The sequence below is a fragment of the Vreelandella olivaria genome (genome assembly GCF_023507745.1).
In the GTDB taxonomy this organism is placed as follows: domain Bacteria; phylum Pseudomonadota; class Gammaproteobacteria; order Pseudomonadales; family Halomonadaceae; genus Vreelandella; species Vreelandella olivaria_A.
This window is the reverse complement of record NZ_JALPZO010000100.1, coordinates 48324-67219: the sequence shown is the minus strand read 5'-3', so window position 1 is coordinate 67219 and position 18896 is coordinate 48324. Positions and strand designations below refer to the sequence as shown.

At 54.9% G+C, this 18896-nt stretch carries 17 protein-coding genes; 7 read left to right on the top strand and 10 right to left on the bottom strand.

Annotated features, from left to right (window positions below; all coding sequences use genetic code 11):
- The 5 genes from HP566_RS08135 to HP566_RS08115 form a co-directional block, all read right to left on the bottom strand.
- Positions 1 to 358, bottom strand: a 358-nt coding sequence (locus HP566_RS08135; RefSeq protein ID WP_425348178.1) for an electron transfer flavoprotein subunit beta/FixA family protein, incomplete at its 3' end; no start/stop codon positions are given.
- A 122-nt stretch (positions 359 to 480) separates the two neighbouring features.
- On the bottom strand, positions 481 to 1869 hold the full coding sequence (locus HP566_RS08130) for a hypothetical protein (protein ID WP_249976760.1): 1389 nt from the start codon (positions 1867 to 1869) through the stop codon (positions 481 to 483).
- Positions 1866 to 2339, bottom strand: a complete 474-nt coding sequence (locus HP566_RS08125) for a PaaI family thioesterase (protein WP_249976759.1) — start codon at positions 2337 to 2339, stop codon at positions 1866 to 1868. The genes HP566_RS08130 and HP566_RS08125 overlap by 4 nt, the downstream gene beginning before the upstream one ends.
- Positions 2336 to 3937 (bottom strand): class I adenylate-forming enzyme family protein, encoded by a 1602-nt coding sequence (locus tag HP566_RS08120; RefSeq protein ID WP_249976758.1) that lies wholly within the window; start codon positions 3935 to 3937, stop codon positions 2336 to 2338. The genes HP566_RS08125 and HP566_RS08120 overlap by 4 nt, the downstream gene beginning before the upstream one ends.
- The gene (locus HP566_RS08115) at positions 3937 to 5088 is read right to left on the bottom strand and encodes an acyl-CoA dehydrogenase family protein (protein WP_249976757.1); all 1152 of its coding nucleotides are present in this window, start codon (positions 5086 to 5088) and stop codon (positions 3937 to 3939) included. Before HP566_RS08115 ends, HP566_RS08120 begins: the two co-directional genes overlap by 1 nt.
- Before the next feature lie 191 nt (positions 5089 to 5279).
- On the opposite strand from HP566_RS08115, the gene HP566_RS08110 reads away from it, so the two are divergent.
- The 7 genes from HP566_RS08110 to HP566_RS08080 all read left to right on the top strand — a co-directional run bounded on the left by HP566_RS08110 (position 5280) and on the right by HP566_RS08080 (position 12608).
- Entirely contained in the window at positions 5280 to 6803 is a 1524-nt protein-coding gene (locus tag HP566_RS08110) for a 3-hydroxyacyl-CoA dehydrogenase (protein WP_249976756.1), read from the top strand.
- A 22-nt stretch (positions 6804 to 6825) separates the two neighbouring features.
- Positions 6826 to 8034, top strand: a complete 1209-nt coding sequence (locus HP566_RS08105; protein ID WP_249976761.1) for a 3-oxoadipyl-CoA thiolase — start codon at positions 6826 to 6828, stop codon at positions 8032 to 8034.
- 167 nt (positions 8035 to 8201) lie between these two features.
- Positions 8202 to 9011 carry an IclR family transcriptional regulator gene (locus HP566_RS08100; protein WP_249976755.1) on the top strand — a complete coding sequence of 270 codons (810 nt, stop codon included), beginning with the start codon at positions 8202 to 8204 and terminating at the stop codon, positions 9009 to 9011.
- A 97-nt stretch (positions 9012 to 9108) separates the two neighbouring features.
- Positions 9109 to 10224: an MlaE family ABC transporter permease gene (locus HP566_RS08095; protein ID WP_249976754.1), complete on the top strand. Its 1116-nt coding sequence runs from the start codon at positions 9109 to 9111 to the stop codon at positions 10222 to 10224.
- Entirely contained in the window at positions 10218 to 11048 is an 831-nt protein-coding gene (locus tag HP566_RS08090) for an ABC transporter ATP-binding protein (RefSeq protein ID WP_249976753.1), read from the top strand. The genes HP566_RS08095 and HP566_RS08090 overlap by 7 nt, the downstream gene beginning before the upstream one ends.
- A gap of 7 nt (positions 11049 to 11055) precedes the next feature.
- Positions 11056 to 11997, top strand: a complete 942-nt coding sequence (locus HP566_RS08085) for an MlaD family protein (protein WP_249976752.1) — start codon at positions 11056 to 11058, stop codon at positions 11995 to 11997.
- Positions 11994 to 12608, top strand: coding sequence for an ABC-type transport auxiliary lipoprotein family protein (locus tag HP566_RS08080; RefSeq protein ID WP_249976751.1), 615 nt, complete (start codon positions 11994 to 11996; stop codon positions 12606 to 12608). The genes HP566_RS08085 and HP566_RS08080 overlap by 4 nt, the downstream gene beginning before the upstream one ends.
- Positions 12609 to 12630: 22 nt before the next feature.
- Here HP566_RS08080 and HP566_RS08075 read toward each other — a convergent pair whose 3' ends face one another.
- From HP566_RS08075 to HP566_RS08055, 5 genes are all read right to left on the bottom strand, one after another.
- Entirely contained in the window at positions 12631 to 14490 is a 1860-nt protein-coding gene (locus tag HP566_RS08075) for a protein kinase domain-containing protein (protein ID WP_249976750.1), read from the bottom strand.
- A 5-nt stretch (positions 14491 to 14495) separates the two neighbouring features.
- Positions 14496 to 15755 carry a 2-oxo acid dehydrogenase subunit E2 gene (locus tag HP566_RS08070; protein WP_249976749.1) on the bottom strand — a complete coding sequence of 420 codons (1260 nt, stop codon included), beginning with the start codon at positions 15753 to 15755 and terminating at the stop codon, positions 14496 to 14498.
- A gap of 17 nt (positions 15756 to 15772) precedes the next feature.
- Complete coding sequence (locus HP566_RS08065; RefSeq protein WP_249976748.1) at positions 15773 to 16750, bottom strand: alpha-ketoacid dehydrogenase subunit beta; 978 nt, start codon at positions 16748 to 16750, stop codon at positions 15773 to 15775.
- A gap of 2 nt (positions 16751 to 16752) precedes the next feature.
- The gene (locus tag HP566_RS08060) at positions 16753 to 17955 is read right to left on the bottom strand and encodes a thiamine pyrophosphate-dependent dehydrogenase E1 component subunit alpha (RefSeq protein WP_249976747.1); all 1203 of its coding nucleotides are present in this window, start codon (positions 17953 to 17955) and stop codon (positions 16753 to 16755) included.
- 164 nt (positions 17956 to 18119) lie between these two features.
- Positions 18120 to 18890, bottom strand: coding sequence for an ABC transporter permease (locus tag HP566_RS08055; RefSeq protein ID WP_249976746.1), 771 nt, complete (start codon positions 18888 to 18890; stop codon positions 18120 to 18122).
- Between the last annotated feature and the right edge of the window lie 6 nt (positions 18891 to 18896).

Here is an 18896-nt window from a genome sequence, read left to right as displayed (position 1 = left end):
TGGCTTGCTTGCCAAGCAACACGAGGCCGGGCTGCTCTTCGCCAACCACCTTGGCCAGCAGTTTGGCGACCGCCAGGGATTCGGCGCGCTCGTCGGTTTCAATATGGAGGGCGCGGTCCGCGCCCAGAGCCAGGGCGGTGCGCAGTTGTTCCTGGGCGGCCTTGGGGCCTACCGTGACGGCGACCACTTCCGTGGCCACGCCCTGCTCTTTCAGGCGTACCGCTTCTTCCACGGCAATTTCGCAGAAAGGATTCATGGCCATTTTGACGTTGGTAAGGTCAACGTCGGAGTGGTCCGCCTTGACGCGGATTTTGACGTTGTAGTCGATGACGCGTTTCACCGCGACGAGAATTTTCATAAGGCATGCTCCATCTGAATACTTAGCTCACGAATTCCGCATAGCAAAATAATATTTTACTTTTAAAAAAGGACAATAAAAAAGCACTCTACAAAGGTCAAGCATTTACGCTCGGTCGATAATTAAAAAGGCGGCCATATAAACCACACCGCCAATAACGGAATAGCGGCTATCATGAAGTAACCGTTCCAACGATAACCAATGTACGTGGCAGATACGCCGGTAAAACGCGACAAAATCAGCATTGATGCAGTCATTGGCGAGGACATCAGCGCCAGCGCCCAGCCAACCATCAAAGATGCCCCAATAAGCGGTGGCGTAAGCCCATCTATACCTAACTGCGGTAATAACCCTACCAGAAGTGTCACTGTGATAATGGGGTTAACACCCACCTGGGCCAGCCCCAACACCACCAGCATGGCGAGCACCGCATTAAAGGCCCCCCACGGATTGAGTAGCGCAAACAATGGGGCCAATTGCTGGGTATCCACCAAGCCAACACACAGGTGTCCCAAATAGCCAGCGGCTCCCAGTACCACGATTTCGTTTGCACTGGGGGAAAGCAACCACGGCAGTTGCCGGTGAACGGTACCCACTGCGGCGGGCAGACCGACATAACCCAGCCGCCGGCGTTGCCATGCAAGCCAAAGAAGTGCTCCGCCAGGGGCCCCCAGCAAGGCGGCAATAGGCAGGCGGAGTTCTAACAGCCAGGCAATGCCAAACACTAACGCCACAATACCCAGTAGCAGCACACAGAACTGCGCCAAAGGGCGCAGGGAAGGAGCCGCTAGCGGGGTGTTATTGGCAGCTGGATGCGGGCCGGTGAGAAAATCAACCGCCCAGCCCGTCAGGAAAATCAGTGCCGCCGCGCCCAGAATGTAGGGAGCCAACGCCCACCAGGACACCTCCGGCAGGCTTGACAGTACCACCGCTACCCCAATACCCATCGGGGAAATCAGCGGTGCCAGGGAAAAGCCACGCAGCAGCGCCAGCATCATGCGGCGCTGACGCGCCTGCTGCACCCAGAGGCGCCCCTGGGCCGCATTCAAGGTGTTACTTTTCTCAATCATGGCGGCAAACAGGTTGAGCACGCCAATATTCAGGATAATGCCAAACAGTGCCGACCCCAGCGACAAAATTGGGTAACGTCGGCTGGGAGGTTGAAGCAACATACACTGCCCACAGCGACGCACTAAGCGTGAACGGTAGGCAGGTAAGCGCAGCATACTTAACGCCACTACAAACGTAGCAAAAAACGCAAAGCGCCCAGCGGCGTCAAACAGCAACGGCGCTGGTGATGCTGAGCGCCATAACGCGAACAGCGTAAGTATTCCCGCCGCCAGCAATAACCCTTTGGACATGCGCGTTAGCTGACCGGCAATCGTCAATAAGTAAAGCAGCAGCGCCCCAACCCCAACAGCCTGCCAAACAACACCACCGATAACCAGATGAGCCAAGGTTGCCAACGTGACAAGCAGTAAAAAAGAGACCCTCAGGCGGGCTTGGCTCACCTTCCAGGCTCCGCTGTATTGGTAGTGGTGGGGTCAGGTGTCCCCTGGGCGGATTCACTGCCACTGCGCCGACGAAACGATCCCTCACCTAGTGCCACCAGATTCCCGTTCTCGTCGGTAACCTCTCCACTGGACATATAGGTCTTCTGGCCGCCGCCACGCACTGTTCCTGTGGCACGGAGCACACCTTGGCGAGCAGGGCCCACAAAGGTGGTGGTCAGTGACAACGTCATACCACGGCGTAGGTGGCCCGGCACTTCGCAATGCAGGCCCGCCAGACTCATGGCACTATCCAGCATTGAGGCGAGGACACCACCATGTACATTACCGCTACGGTTTAGGTGCGCAGGTTCAATGGTCAACGCTACTACAGCGCGGTTCGGCTGCCACTCCATAATCTGCATACCAAGCAATTCGTGGTACCCCATCAACGCCGGTGAACCTCTATCGGTCTGGTCCAGTTGATTCATGTAGCGCTCTCCTGCTGGGCCAAGTCCCGCAGCCGCCCTTTTAGAATCTTGCCACTGGCAGTGGAAGGCAATGTATCCATCAGTACCAGTTGAGTAGGCCGTTTGTAGGGCGCCAACCGCTCGGCGATAAACGCTTTCAGCTCTGCAAGGTCAACCTCCACGCCTGGCTCACACTGAACGAAGGCCACCACTTCCTCATTCCCTGCCACCTGCCGCCCTACTACCGCCGTCAATGTCACCGCCGGGTGCTCATTAATCACCGCCTCCACGTCCGGCGGATAGATATTGAACCCGGAGCGGATAATCAACTCTTTGCTACGCCCAACAATATAGAGCTGATCGTCCTGATCCAGACGGGCTATATCGCCGGTGTTGAGCCAGCCGTCTTCGGTTAAGGTGGCGCGGGTAGCCTCTGGCTGACGAAAGTAACCCTTCATGATATTAGGACCTCGCACCCACAGCTCGCCGACTTCATCATCAGGTTGTACGGCAGACCCGCTGTCACCAAGGGGTTCTAAACGGTACTCCAATAATGGAAGCACACGGCCCACCGTGCTGCTGGTGTGATGATCATCAATCCGGGTTTGGCTAATGGTCGGGCTCGCCTCCGTTAAACCGTAACCGTTGTGCAGTGTCAGGCCAAATGCCGCTTCAACCCTAACCTTGGTATCACTGTCCAGTGGTGAACCACCGGCAGAGATATAAACCAGATCAGGTGCATCCAGGGAGCGTTGGGCGCGTTTTAAAAATTCCAGCGCCCGGGCATACATGGCCGGCACCCCCTGGAGCACAGTAATCCGCTCCTGTTTAAGTGTTTCCAGCATATGGGCTGCATCAAAACGAGAGATGGTATAGAGGCAGGCACCGTTGTAGAGCGACCCCATGCATACCGATGAAAGCCCAAATACATGGGACATGGGCAGCATGCCGTAGACTCGCTGACCTTCGCTTAAATGGCGCATACCACCGGAAATTGAGGCGATATACAGAATGCCACGATGGGTCAACATCACACCTTTAGGTGTGCCGGTGGTACCCGAGGTATAGATCATGGCGGCCACCTGCTCACCACCGCTGGCGCACACAGGCTCCGGCTCGCTTTCATACAGCAGGGAAATAGCCAGATTACCCAACTGTGGATGCTGGTAGCGATCCGCACTATGCCGTTCAGCATGCTGGCACGCCTCCTGAGAGGCTTCGCAGGTATAAAACACTCTCCGTGGCAGGCAGTTGCCTTGAATCAGGTCCACCTCCTGGGCCGAAAGCCGCGAATTAACAATCGCCACCCACACATCCATCTCACTGGCTGCAAGCAGTAACACGATCAACGCACGACAGTTTTCACTTACCACCATGATGCGGTCGCCAGGGCGAATATCCAAGGTGCCTAACCAGTTGCAGGCAGCCGCTATTTCCCGGCCAAGTTCAGCGTAGCTCCAGCGAACCGGGCCATCAACGATAGCGGGGTAATCCGCCAGTTGGATGGCGTTCTCCAGTACGCGGGTACTCAGGCGCTCGGGCAGTTCAGCGATAAGCTCGCTGGCAAGCCGTCCAAAAATGGATTCATCAGGCGCTTGATAAGTGACCGAAAGAGCCATTACGACGCCTCCCGTACCATATTCCGGGCAATCACCAATTGTTGGATCTGAGTGGTACCCTCGTAAATGCGGAACAGCCGCACATCACGGTAGAAGCGTTCAACAGCATACTCCGCCATATAGCCCGAGCCTCCATGTAACTGCACCGCACGATCCGCGACACGGCCAACCATTTCAGCGCAAAACAGTTTGCAACAGGAAGCCAGCGTCGAAACATTTTCGCTATCATCTTTGCGCCGCGCGGCATCCATCACCATGGTTTTGCCTGCATAAGCTTCGGTTTTGCTATCCGCCAGCATAGCTTGAATCAGTTGATGCTCGGCAAGCGCGGCACCAAACTGCTTACGCTCCATGGTGTAGCGCAGCGACTCTTCTACCAGTCGTTCCGCCACTCCCACACACACCGCCGAGATATGCAGCCGCCCCCGGTCAAGTACCTTCATTGCGGTTTTAAAGCCTTGTCCCTCCTTCCCACCAATAATGTTTTCCGCAGGGACACGGCAGTTCTCAAAAATAATGTCGCAGGTATGGGCACCTTTCTGCCCCATTTTGTTATCCGCAGGTCCGCGCACCAGCCCAGGCGTATTGCCTTCAACGATAAAAGCAGAAATTCCACCAGCGCCTTTATGCTCAGGATTGGTTCTCGCCATCACAGTGAACAGGTCAGCCTCGGGCCCGTTGGTGATGAAGCGTTTGGTTCCGTTGAGGATATAGTGGTCGCCATCCTGCACCGCAGTCGTACGCAGACTGGCAGCGTCGGACCCTGAGTCCGGCTCGGTCAGACAAAACGCGCTCAGGATCTCTCCGGTAGCAAGACGTGGTACATATTTGTCTTTTTGCTCCCTGGTGCCATCAATCAGCATACCCTGGGCACCAATACCATTGTTGGTACCAAATACGGAGCGAAAGGCGGGTGAGGTTTTGCCAATTTCAATAGCGACTAACGCCTCTTCCTCCATGGTAAGACCCAGGCCACCATACTCTTCAGGGATCGATAACCCGAACAGCCCCATCTCCTTCATTTCCGCCAGAATGTCTTCCGGCACCGCATCATCTTCAGCCAGGCGCGCTTCGTTAGGGATTAGGCGCTCGCGAACAAAGCGAGAAATGGTATCAACCAACTGATTAAGCAGTTCGGGATCGCGAATCATGACAGCTCCTCATGGCGTTGTTTTTTTGTCTTTTAGGAATGCTTTCTCAATGCAGGCAACATAGTTTTGCCTAGCGAAATTAACGTTCACTTTGCTTGTCAGGCACTTTTGCATAGCCTAGGATGGCAGTCAATAAACGAAATACTATTTTGCAATGCAAAACAAAAACCTTTGCAATGAGGATTTGCCGTATGTCCAGTGAACCAACCCCAAACGCGTTTACTACTCTTGGTATTGTTGGCACAGGTGCCATGGGCCGCGGTATCGCCCAATTGGCGGCACAGGCAGGTATGGATGTCATGCTCTTCGATGTTAAAGAGGGTGCGGTCAAAGAGGCCCAAGCCTTTATCAATGGGCTCTGGCAAAGAAGTGCTGAAAAGCAGCGCATTACACCTGAACAAGCGCAACGCTATAGTGACCACTTAATAGAAGCGACCTCGCTGACTGCCCTGGCCCCCTGCGATATTGTGGTTGAAGCGATTGTAGAAAAACTCGAAGCCAAGCAGGAACTGTTCAGTGACCTGGAGGGTATCGTTAGCCCACAGGCGGTGCTTGCAACCAATACATCATCGCTCTCCGTAACGGCGATTGCGGCTGCCTGCCAATGCCCGGAACGGGTGATAGGTTTTCACTTCTTTAATCCTGTTCCGCTGATGAAAATTGTCGAGGTTATTCCAGGGCTGCGCACCCATGAAAAGGTGATAAAGCTGGTCAAGGCCATGGGTGCAGCAATGGGACACTTCACCGCATTAGCAACTGATACACCAGGATTTTTGGTCAATCATGCCGGGCGTGCCTTTGGTACCGAAGCACTACGCATTTTGGGTGAAAACATAACAGACCCGGCCACCATTGATCGCATTATGGTCGACCAAGGCAAGTTCCGGATGGGGCCTTTTACGCTGCTTGACCTGACGGGACTTGACGTTTCCCATGCGGTGATGGAATCGATCTACCACCAGTATTACGAAGAAGCCCGTTTTCGGCCCTCCCCTCTCACTCGCCAGCGGCTGGCAGCCGGGCTGCTGGGGCGCAAAACAGGTGAAGGTTTTTATCGCTATGTTGAGGGGCAGGCCCAGGTGCCGGAAGAAACTGCTCCTGCGCGTGTTCCCCCCCGCCCGGTATGGATCAGCCAGGATGATCCCGAAAGCGCCAAAATGCTGGCTGATATGGTCAATGCTGCTGGCTGGCCACTGGAAACCACTGCACAACCGACCGACCAGGCTCTTTGCCTGCTTACACCCTTTGGTGAAGATACCACCAGTTGCGCACTGCGCCAGGCGTTAAACGCCAGACAGTGTGTCGCAGTGGATATGCTCGCCGGGCTTGAGCAACGACGCAGCCTGATGGCCACCCCCATTACCCACCCTGACGTTATCCAGGCCGCGAGCAGCCTGCTCCACCATGATGGCACGCCGGTTAGCGTGTTAAATGACAGTAATGGCTTTGTGCTGCAGCGGATCGTTGCCTGCATCGTGAATGTAGGGGCTGATATTGCCCAACAGGGCGTTGCCACCCCGGACACGATTGATCGGGCGGTAGAGCTTGGCTTGGGCTATCCCTTTGGTCCATTACGCATGGGTGACCACTACGGCATTAAGCGCATCATGACAATTTTAACGAATCTACTCGCTGCAACGGGCGATCCTCGCTATCGCCCAAGCCCGTGGCTACGCCGCCGCGCCGCACTTGATACGCCTCTCACAGCTGCTTAACCTTTCGTGGAGAACAACGATGATACAAGACGCTTATATTTATGACGGCCTGCGCACACCTTTTGGTCGCCATGGCGGTAGCTTGGCGGCGGTACGCCCTGATGAATTGCTTGGTTTAACGCTTAAAGCCCTGGTGGCACGTAACTCATTTACACCAGAGAGCTACGAAGATGTGCTTGTCGGCTGCACCAATCAAGCAGGCGAGGACTCCCGCAATGTAGCGCGACACGGGGCGCTATTGGCAGGCTTGCCCATTACTGTCGCAGGCCAAACCGTCAACCGGCTATGTGGTAGCGGCCTTGCCGCCATCATGGATGCTGTCAGGGCATCCCGCCTGGGCGAAGGTGAGTTGTTTCTGGCTGGTGGTGTCGAGTCCATGTCCCGGGCACCCTATGTACTCGGCAAGGCGGACTCCCCCTACGCCCGCAACCAGCCGATGTACGATACCGTCATCGGCTCGCGATTTCCAAACCCATGGATTGCCCAGGAGTACGGCAGCCATAGCATGCCGGAAACAGCGGATAACATTGCCCATGACCTGGACATTGATCGTGATGCCAGCGATACCTTTGCCGCTCGCTCCCAGGCCCGTTACGCCCAGGCACTTGCCTCGGGTTTCTACAGCGGCGAGCTGTTCCCGGTGGAAGTACCGCAAGGGCGTAAACAGCCCCCCTTGTTAATTGATAACGACGAACATCCAAGACCTGGTAGCACCGAAGAAAAACTGGCCAGACTAGGCCCGCTCTTTGCAGGAGGGGTGGTTACCGCTGGCAATGCATCCGGGCTTAACGATGGCGCTGCCGCCCTGATTGTGGGCACACGGGCAGCAGGCGAGCGTGCTGGCGCCGCTCCCCGAGCGCGTATTGTGGCAAGCGCCGTTGCAGGAGTTGCCCCAAGGGTAATGGGGTTAGGGCCGGTACCCGCCACCCAGAAAGCGCTTCAGCGTGCTGGGCTTACGCTTGCCCAGATGGATGTTATCGAAATTAACGAGGCCTTCGCGGTGCAGGTGCTTGGGTGTGTCAAACAGCTTGGACTTTCCAGCGACGACTCACGTTTGAACGCCAATGGTGGTGCTATCGCCATTGGCCACCCTCTGGGAGCCTCCGGAGCACGTCTGGTGCTGACAGCCATGCGCCATCTGGAAGCCTCTGGAGGCCGCTATGCATTGGTAACCATGTGTATTGGTGTGGGCCAGGGCATCGCCACCATTATAGAGCGCCTCGACACTTAACAGCCGACGCCGTACTTGCCTGTTGGGTAAGTCCTTGTGGGTAAGTGCGGCTGGCTCAATACTTAAGCAGGTAATACGTTGACAGCAGTACGCAAGAGAGCTTTGCATTGCACCCGAGCAGTTATGCGATACTTGCTCAATTCATTACTCATATGCCGAGATGCCAGATGGACTCTACCGACGCCACCACTGACGATGCCCCACTGCCAGAAAAGGATCGTAACTTTGTTACCGCCCTTGCCCGTGGCTTAGAACTACTGCGTGCCTTTGGCACAGGCGAAGAGTATCTAGGCAATGCCGAACTTTCCAATCGCACCCATATCCCCCGTCCCACGGTCTCCCGGCTAACCTATACCCTGACCCAGTTGGGCTATTTACAGCACAACACCCACCTGGAAAAATACCGCCTGGGCCCTGGCGTGCTTGCGCTGGGGTACCGTTTCCTCGCCAATATGGGGATTCGTGAAATTGCCCGCCCGCACCTGCAGACCTTTGCGGATGCCACTGATTGTAATGTCAGCCTTGGCGGTGCCGACCGAAACGATATGGTGTACCTGGAAACCTGCCACGGCCATGGTCCACTGATTATTCGCCTGGATGTTGGTTCACGGCTACCGATCGCCACATCCGCTATTGGGCGGGCGTGGCTATGCGGCTTATCGGATGAACGGCGCCAACAGGTACTCCAGGAATTGGCAGCGTTTTACGGCAATGAATGGCCGCATTACGAAGCCGGAATTCAGCAGAGTATGAAAGATTACGCCAAGTATGGATTCTGCCTTTCAGAGCAGGATTGGCAACGGGATATCAGTGCCGTCGCCATGCCGCTGATTTTGGAAGATGGTGCCGAAGTCATGGCTATTAACTGCGGAGGTTCCAGCCTGCGCCTGGATCATCACCGATTGGTGAGCAATCTCGGCCCCCGCTTAAAAGAGGTGGCTGCTAAAATTAAGCAGGAGCTGGCACCAAAATATTAGCTTTCCCTTTAAATCTCTGACGACTTGCCTTTAACTAACGCTCGTTTGATTGCATCATGGGCCTTTACGTTATCGTCCAGGTCGATAAGGAGCAGGGATGCCAGACGAGTGGGTAACAAAAGAGAGCGGCCATATGTCGCTCCAGGGAGAGTGGACCCTTGCCCATTACAGTGACCTGAAGGGTGCACTGGATCGGCAGGGCAACATTTCTTCAGCAGATAGCATCTCGCTAAACGGTCTCAAACGACTGGATACAGCGGGTGCTGCACTGATTGTCGAGCTGATAGGCGTTGACAAGGCAAAGCAGGTGGCCGAATGGGCGAGCGAGTTACCTAAGGAGCAACAGGCCCTGCTGGTGCGTATTGCAGAAGCCATGGATACGCCTCTGGATATACAGCACCAGACCCCACACCGCATTACTGATGCGCTTGCCAGTATTGGTCAGAGCATGGCGGGAGTATGGTCGCAACAGCGGCAGTTACTGGCATTCGTTGGGCTGGTACTGGCGACGCTGTTGCCTCTTTTGCTACGTCCCCATCGCTGGCGCTTCACCGCCACGGTTGCGCATATTCAGCAAAGCGGCCTGAATGCTGTGCCTATCGTTGCGCTGCTGACCTTTATGGTGGGCGCTGTGGTTGCGTTTCTGGGGGCAACGGTGCTCGCGGACTTCGGTGCGACGGTCTACACCATCGACCTGGTAGCCTTCTCATTTCTGCGCGAGTTTGGTGTATTGCTGGCCGCCATTTTGCTGGCAGGACGAACCGCCAGTGCTTTTACTGCTCAACTGGGCGCGATGAAGTCCAACGAAGAGATAGACGCCCTTCAGGCTCAGGGACTTGACCCCATTGAGTTACTGGTGCTGCCCCGCGTGATCGCAATGCTTATCAGTCTACCCCTGCTCGCTTTTGTAGGTATGATCAGCGGACTAGTGGGTGGCGCCATGGTGTCAACGTTATCGCTGGATATCTCTCTTACCCAATTTATGACCACACTACAAAAAGACGTCTCCGTCACTCACTTTTTGGTGGGCCTTAGCAAAGCTCCGGTATTTGCTTTTGTGATTGCGGTTATCGGTTGTCTTGAAGGTTTCAAGGTTAGCGGCAGCGCCCAATCTGTTGGCTCTCACACCACCTCAAGCGTGGTTCAGTCAATTTTCATGGTTATCCTTATTGACGCCCTGGCAGCGCTGTTTTTTATGGAGATGGGGTGGTGACCAAAACTCACGATCAATCTCAGCATGATGAACAGCCGGTCATTAGCGTGAAAGGCCTGGTAAATCGCTTTGGCGCCCATGTCGTTCATGAGGGGTTGGATTTAACTCTGCGGCGAGGAGAAATACTGGGTATTGTGGGCGGCTCAGGCACAGGTAAATCGGTTTTGCTGCGTAGTATCGTTGGGCTCAAGCGACCTAACGAAGGCACGATCGAGGTGCTGGGCACGCGCCTGAATGATCTAAGTGAAGAGGAAAGAAGCCAGGTGGAGCGCCGTTTTGGGGTGTTGTTTCAGCGGGGGGCTCTGTTTAGTTCATTAAACCTACAGGAGAACATTGCACTTCCCCTCATTGAACATGCCAAGCTGTCTCGCGAAGATGCCGAGTACATAGCGCGTATCAAACTGTCGCTTGTGGGGCTTCCCGCCAAGGCCGCCCTGCAGTTTCCCGAATCACTCTCCGGCGGTATGGTGAAGCGTGCCGCGCTGGCACGGGCGCTGGCCCTTGACCCTGATATTCTGTTTCTCGACGAACCCACTGCGGGACTCGACCCCATTGGAGCCGCGGCCTTTGACCACCTGCTGGTCACGCTGCGCGATGCCCTGGGCTTTAGCGTGTTTCTTGTCACCCACGATTTGGATACGCTTTATGCCGCCTGCGACCGGGTAGCGGTATTGTCTCAAAAACGCGTCCTGGTGACGGACACCATTGAAAAGGTCGCCAAAACCGATGATCAGTGGGTTCAGGACTATTTCAACGGTCCCCGGGGGCGTGCTGCCCAAACGGCTGCAACCTCCTCATCGACCACTGCTGACCTCAAGGAGTAATTTGCCCATGGAAACGCGCGCGCATCATGTTCTGATAGGTTTATTTACTCTGTTGACTGCGGTCGCAGCCCTGCTATTTGCGTTGTGGATGAGCCACGCCGCCGGGGACCGTAACTATCAACCTTACCGTATTTTATTTGAACGCAGCGTCAGTGGTTTATCGGTAGGCGGTACCGTTCAGTACAACGGTATTGAAGTGGGGGAGGTAACCGAATTAACCCTTAACCCTGACGATCCTCGCCAGGTTGTTGTCGATATTCGTGTCTATGAGGACACGCCTATAAAGATCGATACCCGTGCCAAGCTGGCGTTTGCCAGTATCACCGGCAGCATGTCGGTGCAGTTGTATGGGGGCACACCTGAGAGCCCGCGCCTGATTGATCAAACGGATGATGACATGCCGTTCATCCGCGCAGACCCCTCGCCGATCGCTACGCTATTTGAAGAGGGGGAGAATATGATTGAAAACATCAACACAATTTTGAAAAACGTTAACGAACTGTTCGACGATAACAATCGCGAGCAGGCCGGTAACATCCTTAATAATATTGCACAAATCACCGATATGATTGCCTCTCAGCAGGCAGCACTGGACGAGAACATGGCACTATTCGGTGATGTATCCCGCCAGGCAACATCAACCCTTGAAAGTATTGATACGCTTAGCCAGGAAGCCACCCAGCTGCTACGCCAGGAAGGGCAAATGGTAATGGAGAGTGCGGCCAATGCCAGCCGGGATGTAGCCAGTGCCGCCCAACGCATTGAGCAATTGGTCAACGACAATGCTGGAGCCGTTGAGAATACCCTGCAAGGAACACAGGATATTGCCCCTGCTCTTGCGGCATTGCGTTCCACCCTTACGACGCTGGACCGGATCACCCGCCAGCTTGAAGAGAGCCCAACGGATTTTTTCCTGGGCCGTGATCAGGTAGAGGAGTTCCGTCCATGAGCTTGCGCCCCACCCTTAGTATCCCCCTGTTAGCAATCCTGCTGGTGAGTGCTGGCTGCACAATACTCCCTGAAAGCGAACGATCAACCCTCTACAGACTCCCCACGTCCGACTCGGCATCTATCCGCTCCCCTTCCTCGACCACGGTTCCACTGCGCCTGGGGGTAGCCACCCCAGAGGCGGGGCACTTGCTTAGCAGCAATCGCATCGTGGTGTACCCTGAGCGCAATGTCGTCAATGTCTATGCAGGCACCCGCTGGCATGAAGATGCACCAGATATGCTACAGGCACGCTTAATATCCGGCCTGCAACAACGCCAGCTGTTTGCCAGTGTGGGCAGCGACCGTCTACCTAACGATGTATTGCTGCTAAGCGAGTTGCGTCACTTTCAAAGCGAGTACGACGCTACCCCCCCAAGCGCCCATATTCAGCTCGACGTACAGTTGGTCGGTGGGCAAAACCGTCAGCCGATAACGGCCAAAAGCTTTACTACCCGTGCCCAGGCCAGCAGTGTCGATATTCCTGATGTAGTGGATGCGTTTGGACGCGCCAGCGACGAGTTAACAGAACAGCTGGCCACTTGGTTGGCCGAGCAAGCACGTTTGCTTTAAGCAGGGCTGGCAACAATAGCGTTCAGGACTTGGCTATTTTGCTTGCATGCTTTCTCAGGTAATCACGTGGGTCCCTGGGGTAGTAACGCTCTGGCTGGCGCTCAAGATGGGTAAAAAAGCGCGTGTCCTTATAGGGCATTTTCATAAAACCGGACACGCCCAGCCCTTCTATCTGGCTGACGGACTGCAGCATCTCTGCCAATAAGGCACGAAACTCATGCTCTCGGCCAGGGTCCAGCAGTCGATAGTAGCTGTGAATTTTGAGGTGCTTTGGCAACGCCTCAAAGATGATCATGCCGGTATGATGAATATCATTCAGCCGCTGTAGAATCCCTATAATGGTGCCGGGTAGTACCAGCAACTCTTCCGGGTCGGGACCATCTTCAAAATAGCTGTGCTGACGGGTACGATCCTCCATTTCCGGTACCGCGCTCAGCTCATAGGCAATCGCCATATTCGGCCCGCAATCAAACGGCTCATCCACCCCTTCACGTTCCAGGTGAAGGGTTTGCCGGGCATTAAACAAGCAGCTTTTAAAAATCCCCTGGCGGTGAATGGCTCTGGCCAAATGGACCATATTATTTACGGCCCCAATAAATGCCGGCTTTAACGTTGGGTCATGTAGGTTGAGCGAGGAGTCGATATACACCCCCTCCCGTTCCCAACGCACCGCCAAACCACCCACTACCGGGTATTTGCCCAGTCGGCTCACAGAGGCCAAAAAGGCTTTCTCAGTCTCGCCCATGCCCTGCATAAACTGTTTGTAGTAGCGATCCAACTGCACATCATTGACATCATTTAAGGTTTCTTCGGCATCGACTTCGCGTAGAAATGCTTTACGTGAGCTATACACCACCGTGTCTATCTCTTGATGTGCAGCGCGTGCCCATACAGGCACCAGCGGCGTCTGGGGTTCCACTGGCAGATCAACCATCACCACCCTGGCCATACGCGGCATCGCGGTTATGAAGTAGTCACCCGCCCGGCGGCGCACAAGAGGGTCCGGGTCCAGCATACCATCCAGTGTACGGGCGAACTCCATAGGAAGCCCCAGTGAGCTTGCAGGAATAGCGCGGTGACCAAACCGGCAAGACTGGGCTGAGGCAAGCGCATACAGGGTCCCCGCCGCCCCCTGTTCGTCAAAACGTGGTGATGACAAGGCGCCGTTAAGCTGTTCTTCACCGATAAAGTAGACATCCCCCAGACGCGCATTGGTTTGTTGAAGGTTGTCAGACATCAGCTCCATTACATTGGCACCCACAAATTGCAACTGCGCGTCCAGTTGGGCAAAAACGGAAGACCCCCAGTCAATAAGCGCAATGGACTCCTTTTCGGAGTCAAACACCAGATTCGATGGTTTGATATCACCATGTACAACAGGCCGGGCACCGGGGCCGGTTTCTCGGCGCAACACGGACAGAATATCTGCCAGCTGTGACGCTATATGTATGATCAGGCGTGGCGAGAGTCTGCCTTCCTTGAGCGACACCTGTTCCAGATTCCAGCCTGGGGCACGCTCCATCACCAGAATCGACTGGCCCCGTGAACGCTGATAAGCCACCAGTTTTGGAATACGTGGGTGAGCAACCTGATCCAGCATGAACGCCTCTTCTTCAAGGCGCTCCTGCAGGTGGGTGGGTAAGGTGATGCGTGAAAATTTAAATACAAAGTGGGCAGGTATGCCGTGTTGTAGCGCACTGCCTGCAAACACAAAGCCATAGGCACCTTTGCCAATCAGTTCAATCCCGGTATAGCCCAACTGAGTCAGCTGCGCCTGGCACAGCGCCACCCAGTCTTTAAGCTTGCGGGCATCATGGTGGCTTAACAGGTATACCGACTGCTCTTCCGGTATATAGAACTGCTGAAGCGATGCCTGACTCATCTGCTTTAGCCCAGATGGAGCAGCATGGTTTCCGGCGCTTCCAAAAAGCCTTTCCAGGCGTTACAGAAGCGAGCAATGGTTCCGCCATCAATAAAGCGGTGATCCCCTGCCCAGGTAATGGTCATGACTGCCCGCCGCTGTACCTCACCCTCTTCATCAAAGCGTGGCAGCCACTGGGTTTTACCGATGGCGACAATCGCCGCTTCCGGTGCGTTGATAATCGGTGCGGCATACGTGCCTCCCAGTGCGCCAATATTGGAGATACTGATCGTGCCTCCCTTAAGATCCGCCTGATCTACCCGCCCTTCCCGAGCAGAAGTGGTGAGGCGCGCGACTTCCCTGGCAATCTCTAACAGTGTTAGCCGTTCAACACCTTTAACATTGGGTACCAGCAAGCCAGCCTTGCTATCCACCGCCATACCGATATTGCACTGGGTAAAATAGTGCAGCTCATCACCCGTTGCATTCAGCTGGGCATTGATAATCGGTGTTTCCGCCACGGCCAACGCCATGGCTTTCATAAAGAATGGCATCAGTGTCAATCGCTCACCCAGCGCCTCCACCTGTGGCTTCAAGCGTTCACGCAGTGCAAGGAGTTCAGTGACATCAATCTCTTCGCCGTAGTGGAAATGGGGAATGGTGCTCGCCGCCTCTACCATGCGTTTCGCCATAACGGCACGCACACCCCTAAGCGGTTCGACTCTGGGCGATTGAGAAGCCGATGAAGCAGTGGAAGGCTCAAACGACTCAGATACCGCTGTGGAGTGATTCAGGTGCGCCAGCACATCCTCCTTCAAGACGCGCCCATCCTTACCGCTGCCTGTAATGGCACTTAATTGAAGCTGATGCTCTCGCACCAAGCGACGTACCGCCGGACTGGCAGGCACTTTGCCACTCCTGGCACCATTCATGATGCAACTGGGCGCCTGTTCATTCGGCTCGGAGGGAGTTTTGGTAGTCTTCTCTACAACGGTCTTGGTCTTCTGCTGCTCAGTGGGTTCATCAGCGGGGCTGTCCTGCCCTGCTTCGTGCTCAGCCTGATAGGCATATAGGGGGGCATGTACCTTGGCAATTTGCCCCTGGGCAACATAAAGCTTGTTCACCACCCCGGCTTCTGGCGCGGTAATCTCCACCAGTGCCTTGTCGGTCATTACCTCGACAATTGGCTGGTCTTCTTCAATGTGATCACCTTCCGCGACATGCCACTCCACCACTTCACACTCGACGATACCTTCACCGATATCCGGTAGTAAAAAATCGCTCATTGTTACTCTCCTTGGCGCTAAAAGTTAACGCTTTCACGAATCGCTTCGAATATCTTCAGGTGATCGGGCAGATACTCTTTTTCCAATGTCAGCGGGAAAGGAGTATCCAGACCTGCCACTCGGGCAATGGGCGATTCAAGATAGAGAAAACAACGCTCCTGGATGGTGGCAGCTATCTCACCGGCAAATCCGCCGGTCAAGGGCGCTTCATGGCTGATTACCAAACGTCCGGTTTTCAGCACCGACTCGGCTACTGTATCTGCATCCCAGGGAAGCAGCGTACGCAGATCAATGACTTCACAGGCAATACCCTGCTCTTCAGCCAGCTCCACCGCTTTGCCAATCACTTCCATTTGGGCTCCCCACCCCACTAACGTGATATCAGAACCCTCTTTGATAATGTCAGCTTCGCCAATGGGAAGTTGGTAATCCTCATCGGGTACCTCACCCACCGCGGCCCGGTAGAGCCGCTTGGGCTCCAGAAACAGCACCGGATCAGGATCACGAATCGTGGCTAACAGCAGTCCCTTGGCCTGGTAAGGGTTACGGGGCACCACGACTTTCAACCCTGGCGTATGGGTAAAGTAAGCTTCTGGCGACTGAGAGTGGTAGAGGCCACCGGCAATACCACCGCCATAGGGAGTCCGGATGGTTAACCCACCTACATTGAACAGGTCTCCTGAGCGATAGCGAAACTTGGCGGTCTCGTTAACAATCTGGTCAAATGCGGGAAAGATATAATCCGCAAACTGAATCTCAGCAACCGGAACCACCCCTTGGGCAGCAAGTCCGTTGGCAAAGCCGATGATGCCTTGCTCCACCAGTGGTGTATTAAAGCAGCGCGCCTTGCCGTATTTTTCCTGTAGGTGACTGGTGGCCCGAAAAACACCGCCAAAAACGCCTACGTCCTCACCAAAACAGATGACTTTCTCATCTTCTGCCATGGCGGTATCAAGGGCATTATTAATTGCCTGTAGCATATTCATCGTCGACATTTTTACACCTCCCCCCCGGTATCAGTGGCCGCACCCACATCCAGGTCCAGCGACTGAGCGCCTTTCGGGTAGGCATCCGGATAACGACGAATATGGCGTTTAAGCTGATCCAGCTGACGCTGCAGTGCAGGTGTTACATCGGCATAGACATCACTGATCAAAGAGTCCAGAGGCGGCGGCGGACGTTTTTCAGCCCGTTTTAGGGTTTCAAGTACTTCGCGGCGCAGCGTTTCCTGCTGACTGGCTTCTTCTTCCTCACTCCACCAGCCTTTTTTCACCAGCCACTTCTGCATACGCAGCAGAGGATCTTTGAGCCGCCATGCCTCCTCTTCACTCTTGGCCCGGTAGCCAGACGGGTCGTCGGATGAGGAGTGGGCTGCAAGCCGATAAGACATCGCTTCAATCAACACCGGCTGGTTCTGCTCTACGGCTATTTTACGGGCCTGTAGCGTGGCTTCGAAAACCGCCAGTACATCGTTACCATCCACCCGAATCACGTGCATATGGTAGCCAAACGCTCTGGGTGCAATACCATCGGCAGCAAACTGCTCTGTTGCCGGTGTCGAGATGGCGTAGCCGTTATTGCGACAGAAGAAGATCACCGGCACCTGATGCACCGATGCCATATTAAGCGCCGCGTGAAAATCACCTTCGGATGCGGCGCCCTCACCAAAGAAGGTAAGGGTGCAATGCCCTTCTCCCGCCAGCTTTTGACCGTAAGCGTAGCCGGTTGCCTGGGGAATTTGTGTCGCCAGAGGGGAGGAAATGGTCATGTAGTGCAGCTTGCGCGATCCATAATGGATGGGCATCTGGCGGCCTTTACCATAATCCAGCTCATTGCCAAACAGCTGATTCATGAACTCATCGATGGAGAAACCGCGATACATCAAAGCGCCCTGTTCACGGTATTGCGCCATGATCATATCGGCATCATCCAGTGCAGCGGTGGCGCCCACAACAGCGGCCTCCTCCCCCGTACACTGCATGTAGAAACTGAGTCTTCCCTGGCGCTGTGCCGCCATCATGCGTTCATCAAGAATGCGGGTAGCCAGCATCGCCTGATATAGCCGCCTGGCATGGTCACGCTCAAGGGCAGGCTCGCTGGCGCCCTGGTACAGCTCACCCTCAGGACCGAGCAGACCAAAGGTCGCAATTGAGAACTCGTCGCCGGTCATAAAGAGCGGCTGGTGTACGTACTTCGTCATCATTTTTGTCCTTGTTTTACCCCTTTTGAGGGTATTGTTGTCGGTGTTGACCTTTTTATGCCAGTGGATTTATCCAGCATAGGTCAATGACATCAAGGTTCATGCAACCCAGATCAACGCAACATAAGGACAGTAACGCAGCACGCTACTTTTAGGGATACAACTTAAGACGCAGATAAGCGGGTTCGAAGCCGTTGTTGATACACATCAAAGGCACTGTCGACCGTTAAGGCCAGTAACGCAATCAGCAGCGCTCCTTGTAATACATAGGCCATATTGCCATTCACAATCCCGGCAATAATGGGATCGCCCAGGTTACTGGCGCCCACCGTGGCGCCCAACGCAGCGGTCGCAATATTGATAGTCACCGAGGTACGCACTCCTGCCAGTATCACCGGAGCCGCCAGGGGTAACTCAACACGGCGCAATATCTGCCAGGGGGTCATCCCCATGGCAAGCGCCGCCTGTTTAATATCTGCGTTTACATCCTGCAGCCCCACCAGTGTATTGCGCACAATAGGCAGCAGGCCGTACAGCATAAGCGCCACGATAATAGGCAGCGTTCCAAAGCCTAATACGGGCACTGCAAGGGCTAATACAGCTACCGGTGGGAATGTCTGGCCCAGGGAAGCCAGTTGTCCGACAAGGGGTAGAAAATCGCGCCCCCGCTGACGTGTTACCGCTATGCCAGCCAGCACACCGACCGAAATAGTAACCAATGCAGCCACGCCCACCACCAACAGATGCCTTGCCAGTAAGGTATAAAACTCAGCCCGGTTGTAAATAACCTGGCGCGCATCCGCCTCCATCCAACGGAAGACCCCTTCCATATAGGGCATCCCCAGCACACCAACCAGTAACAACGCTCCCCACACAAGCGGTAAGGCCCATCCTCTGCGGGTCAGGTGCTGCTCAACACTTTTATTGTTACGCATGATGCT